The 5293-nt window shown below is 72.3% G+C and carries 5 protein-coding genes; 3 read left to right on the top strand and 2 right to left on the bottom strand.

The genetic code is table 11. The features are described 5' to 3' along the window. Nucleotides 1-10: 10 nt before the first annotated feature. Entirely contained in the window at nt 11-1075 is a 1065-nt protein-coding gene (locus ESO86_RS10980; RefSeq protein ID WP_129234968.1) for a glycosyltransferase family 4 protein, read from the bottom strand. A 338-nt stretch (nt 1076-1413) separates the two neighbouring features. Between ESO86_RS10980 and ESO86_RS10975 the strand changes: the two genes are divergently transcribed. The 3 genes from ESO86_RS10975 (at nt 1414) to ESO86_RS10965 (ending at nt 3982) form a co-directional block, all read left to right on the top strand. After that, nucleotides 1414-1998: a hypothetical protein gene (locus ESO86_RS10975; RefSeq protein ID WP_129234966.1), complete on the top strand. Its 585-nt coding sequence runs from the start codon at nt 1414-1416 to the stop codon at nt 1996-1998. A 100-nt stretch (nt 1999-2098) separates the two neighbouring features. Beyond that, on the top strand, nt 2099-3262 hold the full coding sequence (locus tag ESO86_RS10970) for a glycosyltransferase family 4 protein (RefSeq protein WP_165307667.1): 1164 nt from the start codon (nt 2099-2101) through the stop codon (nt 3260-3262). A gap of 120 nt (nt 3263-3382) precedes the next feature. Beyond that, nucleotides 3383-3982 carry a hypothetical protein gene (locus ESO86_RS10965; protein ID WP_129234962.1) on the top strand — a complete coding sequence of 200 codons (600 nt, stop codon included), beginning with the start codon at nt 3383-3385 and terminating at the stop codon, nt 3980-3982. A gap of 54 nt (nt 3983-4036) precedes the next feature. Here the strand turns inward: ESO86_RS10965 and ESO86_RS10960 are convergent, their stop codons facing one another. Continuing rightward, on the bottom strand, nt 4037-5161 hold the full coding sequence (locus tag ESO86_RS10960; RefSeq protein WP_129234960.1) for a glycosyltransferase: 1125 nt from the start codon (nt 5159-5161) through the stop codon (nt 4037-4039). Nucleotides 5162-5293: the final 132 nt, after the last annotated feature.

Raw genomic sequence — 5293 nt, 5'->3', positions numbered from 1 at the left:
CGGCCCGACGTCACGCGAGCTTCGTCCAGACCCGGGCGTGGGCCTCGGCGCAGCGCTCCCACGTGAACTCGCCTGCGCGCGCTCGGCCCGCCGCGACCATCGTGTCGAGGCTCGAGCCGCTCGTGGCGTCGAGGAGCCCGGCGGCGATGGCCGCGCCCGTCGGCTCCACGAGGATGCCGGCATCGCCGACGACCTCCGGAAGCGAGCTCGTCGCGGCGGCGACCACGGGCACGTTCGCGGCCATCGCCTCGAGCGCCGGGAGCCCGAAGCCCTCGTAGAGCGAGGGCACGACGACGACCTCGGCCCCGGCGACGAGGCCCGGCATGACCGCGTCCGGCAGCCGTCCGACGAGGCGGGTGCCTGGCATCCCGTCGAACAGGGCCGTTCGGCGAGGGTGCGGTGGGCCGGCGAGCACGAGCTCCAGGTCGGGGCGCTCCCGGTGCACGGCGGGCCAGGCCTCTGCGAGGCCCTCGAGGTTCTTGCGGCGGGTCGCGCCGCCGGCGTGCAGCACGTAGCGCTCGGGGAGCCGGTTGGCATGCCGTGTGACCGCGTCGAGTGGCGTCGCGTCGAAGAACCGCGTGTCGACGCCGTTGTGCACGACGTGCGGGTCGCGGATGCCGAGCAGCTCGACGGCCTCGTTCGCGCTGAACTCCGAGACGCAGATGACGGCGGCGGCGCGCCGTGCCTCCTCGATGGCGGCGGGAACCGGCGCCGACTCGTCGGGGAACCGCCACGCGACGACGTCGTGCACCGTGATGACGTCGTTCGGGGCCGGGGGCAGCTCGAGGGCCATCCGGTGCGCGACGGCGTCCCCGGCGTACAGCAGCCGCCCGATCGCACGCCGCTGCGACGCCGACGCGCGGGCGATGCGGCCGAGCGGCAGTCGCCGGTTGCCGTCGAGCCGGGAACGGAGGGAACGGAGGACGAGCCGTCGGTACCTCCAGCTCCGATCGTCGACGGCGGCGAGGGCGGATGCCGCGCGGCTCGCGACCTGCTCCTGGTAGGCCTGCGCGCCCATCGGGGTGTCGGTCGCGATCGTGGCGATCGTGAGACGGGGCGCGTCACGGGGCGTCATCTGTACGGATTCCCTCCGGCTGGGTGGCCCGTCCGGCTCTCGGCTCGGCGGCGATGCTCCGAATCTAGCGATCGGCGCGGCGGTGCGCATCGCGCGGTCGATCGCGGCGGTCGCGCTACCCGACCGGAGTGGCGGAACCCCCGGTCGGGCGGCGATCTGTCACCCGAAGGTGGGGTGCCCACGATTCGGGCGAGGAACACTCAACCCCTAGAGTTGCCTGTGAAAACCAGATAGTGTGCCGCAGGTACTGTCCCATCCATGGCCAGTACGCCAACCCGATGACCCGACAGCTCCGGCGGAGGGTCGCCCAACCACAGCGAAAGTCCAGGAGGATCCATATGAGCGACCTCGAAGAGCCGAAGCCCGGCGTCTCACGACGCACCGTGGCGAAGGCCATGGCGTGGTCGGTTCCCGCCGTCGCGCTCGCCGTCCCCGCTCCCGCCTACGCCGCGTCCGGCCCGCCTCCCGAGGTGCTGGTCGGCGTCGCCTGCAAGCTCCCCGGCGCGAGTGCCGACAAGAAGTGCGCCGACCTGTTCGCCGGTCTCCCGGGTCTCGACCCGGAGAAGGCGTTCGCCATCCCGCTGCTCATCACGAACAACACGAGCAAGACGATCGTGCTGAAGCCGTCGATCAGCATCATCTCGTCCGGCCTGCCGTTCAACGTCGTGGGCGTCATCCCCGACTACTGCACGGACATCCTTCCCGGCGAGTCGGTGAAGGTGATCGTCTACGCGAACTCCGACAACAGCGCGAACCAGTCGGTCGACCTGGCGATCACGATCCCGTGGGGCCACGACTGCGCCGACACCGACCACGCGCCGATCGTCATCCCGTCGTTCACGGTGGACGCGTTCCCGCCGCGCTCGAGCAAGGTCCCGTTCCCGACGGGTGCGCCGACCTGCGACCCGCCGTTCTACCAGTAGTCCGGCGACACGGGTTCGAGGGTGCGCTGCTGCGGCAGCGCACCCTCTTCCGTTCCCGGTGATCGACGCCATGCCGACGGTCGGGGAAGGAGCCGTGCGGGTGAGGCCCGTCATCCACGCCATCACACCCGGCGACCACTTCTCGCCCCTGACGGGATCGGCCATTCCCACGGTCGTGCACGGCCTGGCGAGTGCCGCCGCCCGTGCCGCAGAGCCGGTGCCGCAGTCGGTCCTCGTCGACCGGGCCACGATGCAGCCTCGGTACGACAGCGCTGCAGCGATCGAGTACGACCGCGGTCCGTGGCTCCGGCGCAACGATCGGGCGCTCGACCTCGCGCGCGGACGCCTCGGCCTTCCGCGCACGGCGACGGCGCGATTCCACGGAGACGTCGCAGAGGCGCTGCGCGACGTCGAGCCGTCCTTCGTGCTCGCCCACAACGCACCCGTCCTTCCCGGACTGCTGCGCGACACCCCGCACGTCGTCGTGCTCTACGCGCACAACGACGTGCTGCGCACCTACCGACGCGGCGAGGCGCGGCGCGCCCTGGACCGCGTCGCGGGCATCATCAGCGTGAGCCGGGCGCTTGCAGCGCAACTGAAGGACTCGCTCCCCTCGAGCCTCGCGGACCGGGTCCACGTGGTCGGCAACGGCGTCGACGTCGAGCGCTTCCGGCCGGCCGACGATCTCGGTCGGCGATCCGATGCCGATGCGACGCGTACGCTCCGGGTCGCGTTCGTCGGGCGCGTGATCCCCGAGAAGGGCCCAGACGTGCTCCTCCGCGCGGCCAAGCTCCTGTCACGCGACGACGTCGAGTTCACGGTGGTCGGCAGCCACGGCTTCGCCCGCGATGCCGCACTGTCCGGGTACGAGCAGGAGCTTCGCCGGCTGGCCGAGGAGAGCGGCGCCCGCGTGCGCTTCGAGCCCTTCGTCGACCGCGAGGCCCTGCCCCGTCTGCTCCGCGAGCTCGACGTGTTCGTGGTGCCTTCGCGCTGGCCCGACCCGTGTCCGCTGACCGCAGGAGAGGGCATGGCGTCAGGCGTGCCGGTGATCGCCAGCCGGATCGGCGGGCTGCCCGAGGTCGTCGGCGACGCCGGCATCCTCGTTCCGCCGGACGACCCGAACGCGCTGGCCGCGGCCATCGGTCGGCTCGCCGACGATCCCGCGGAACGGGTCCGCCGCGCTGCGGCCGCGCGATCGCATGCCGTCGCGCACGACTGGTCGTGGGCGTGGTCCAATCTCCGCTCGGTCCTCGAGGAACTGTGAACATCGCCCCTTCGGGGGGTGCACGGGCTCTGGCGTCGGCCGCGTGAACCCGCTAAGTTGCGGCCTAGACGGCCTGGCCGCAGTTCGGCCCGACCGAGAAGGCTGCGAAGGAGGATTCGCATGAGCGATCAGGAAGAGCTGAAGCCCGGCGTCTCGCGGCGGACCGTGGCGAAGGCGATGGCGTGGTCGGTTCCCGCCGTCGCGCTCGCCGTCCCCGCCCCCGCCTATGCCGCGTCCGGCCCGCCGCCGGACGTTCTGGTCGGCGTCGCCTGCAAGCTGCCCGGCAACAGCGTCAACCAGAAGTGCGCCGACATCTTCGCGCAGCTTCCGGGGCTCGACACGGAGAAGGCGTACGCCATCCCGCTGCTGGTCACGAACAACACGTCGAAGGACATCGTCCTCAAGCCGTCGATCTCGATCATCTCGTCGGGGCTGCCGTTCAACGTGGTGGGCATCATCCCGACGTACTGCACGCCGATCGTGCCGGGTGACTCGGTCAAGGTCATCGTCTATGCCAACTCGGACAACAGCGCGAACACGTCGGTCGACCTCGCGATCACGATCCCGTGGGGCCACGACTGCGCCGACACCGACCACGCGCCGATCTTCATCCCGTCGTTCACGGTGGACGCGTTCCCGCCGTGCTCGAGCAACGTGCCGTTCCCGCAGGGTGCGCCGAGCTGCGACCCGCCGTTCTACCAGGCGGGGCCGGCGACCTAGGTCGGCGACACCCATACGGGGTGCGCTGCTGCGGCAGCGCACCCCAGCACCGTCTCAGGCGGCGTCGGCCAGCCGCGCCAGCACCTCGCGCATCGCCGCGACCCGCTCGCTCCAGTCGCTCGTCGGCCCATCCGCGCCGTGGGGGAACGGCCGCGACGCCGCGATGGCCGCGACGACGGCGTCAGGGAACGACGTGTCGTCGGCGATCGTGACGCGCGAGTCGGTCACGTCCCGGAACCCGGCGACGGGCGTCGAGACGACCGGGCGGCCGACGGCCTGGTACTCGTACAGCTTGATCGGGTCGAGGCTGTCGGTGAACGGGGTCACGACGTGCGGCACGAGGAGCACGTCCGCGTGCTGCAGGTAGCCCACGACGTGCTCGCGGGCTCGCGGCCCGAGCAGGACGACCCCGGCCCGCTGGAGGCGCAGTGTCGCGTCGGTGCCGATCAGGTTCGGGCCGACGAGCACGACCGTGCCCCGGTCTCCGAGCGCGCGCGCGGTCGCCTCGCACAGGTCGACGTCGATGCGATCCGGGTGCGCGGTGCCGAGGTAGAGCGCCGTGCGTCCCTCGGGCAGGTCGGCGGGGCGGCCGGCCGGTTCGCGGTAGGCCTCCGCGTCGACTCCGTTCGGGATGAGCGTGACCGGTCGCACCGCGCCCTTCCGGCGCTCCAGCTCGGGCGAGCACACGACGACCTCGCGGGCGACGTCGAGCAGTCGGGCCTCGTTCGCCGCCGCACGGGCACGTTCCCCTTCCGCACGGTCGGCCGCGAGCCAGTCGTCGGTGATGTCGTACAGCGTCGGCCAGCCGCTCCGCTCGGCGAGCCCGACCGCACCGGGATCGTTGATCCAGAGCAGCGGATGCCGCATGCCGACCGAGGACGCCGCGCGCATGACGGTCGAGGCGAGCCGATCGTCGGTGCGCGGATCGATCCGCCGCGGCAGCCACTTGGTCGGCCGGACGGTCCACAGTCGCCCGGGAGCGGGCTCGCCCACCTCGCTCACGCCCCGGCCGACCGACGGCACGCGGCGTGACGCGACGTCGTGCGTCGGATCCGCCGCCGGCTCGACGAACAGCACGCGCAGCGACGGGTCGGTGCGCAGCAGTCCGGCGACGAGGTGCTGGTTGCGCCGCCAGACGCGGTCCCAGCGTTCGAGCGAGAGCACCACGAGATCGGTCATCGGCGCCCCTTCCGAGCGATCGCCGCGCGATAGACCGCCTCCGTGCCGTCGGCCTGCGCGCTGAGCGAGAAGTCGCGCTGCTGGCGCTCGCGTGCGGCGGCGCCGAGCGCGGCACGCGCGCCGGGGTCGGCG

It is taken from the genome of Agromyces binzhouensis, from assembly GCF_004135055.1.
GTDB lineage: Bacteria > Actinomycetota > Actinomycetes > Actinomycetales > Microbacteriaceae > Agromyces > Agromyces binzhouensis.
Note: the sequence above shows the minus strand (reverse complement) of the source record. Positions and strands in the feature narration are given on the sequence as shown.

Bases quoted from the DNA above. Each gene is read 5' to 3' on its own strand.
- ESO86_RS10965 (WP_129234962.1), top strand. From the start codon at position 3,383: ATGAGCGATCAGGAAGAGCTGAAGCCCGGCGTCTCGCGGCGGACCGTG.
- ESO86_RS10975 (WP_129234966.1), top strand. From the start codon at position 1,414: ATGAGCGACCTCGAAGAGCCGAAGCCCGGCGTCTCACGACGCACCGTG.
- ESO86_RS10960 (WP_129234960.1), bottom strand. From the start codon at position 5,161: ATGACCGATCTCGTGGTGCTCTCGCTCGAACGCTGGGACCGCGTCTGG.
- ESO86_RS10980 (WP_129234968.1), bottom strand. From the start codon at position 1,075: ATGACGCCCCGTGACGCGCCCCGTCTCACGATCGCCACGATCGCGACC.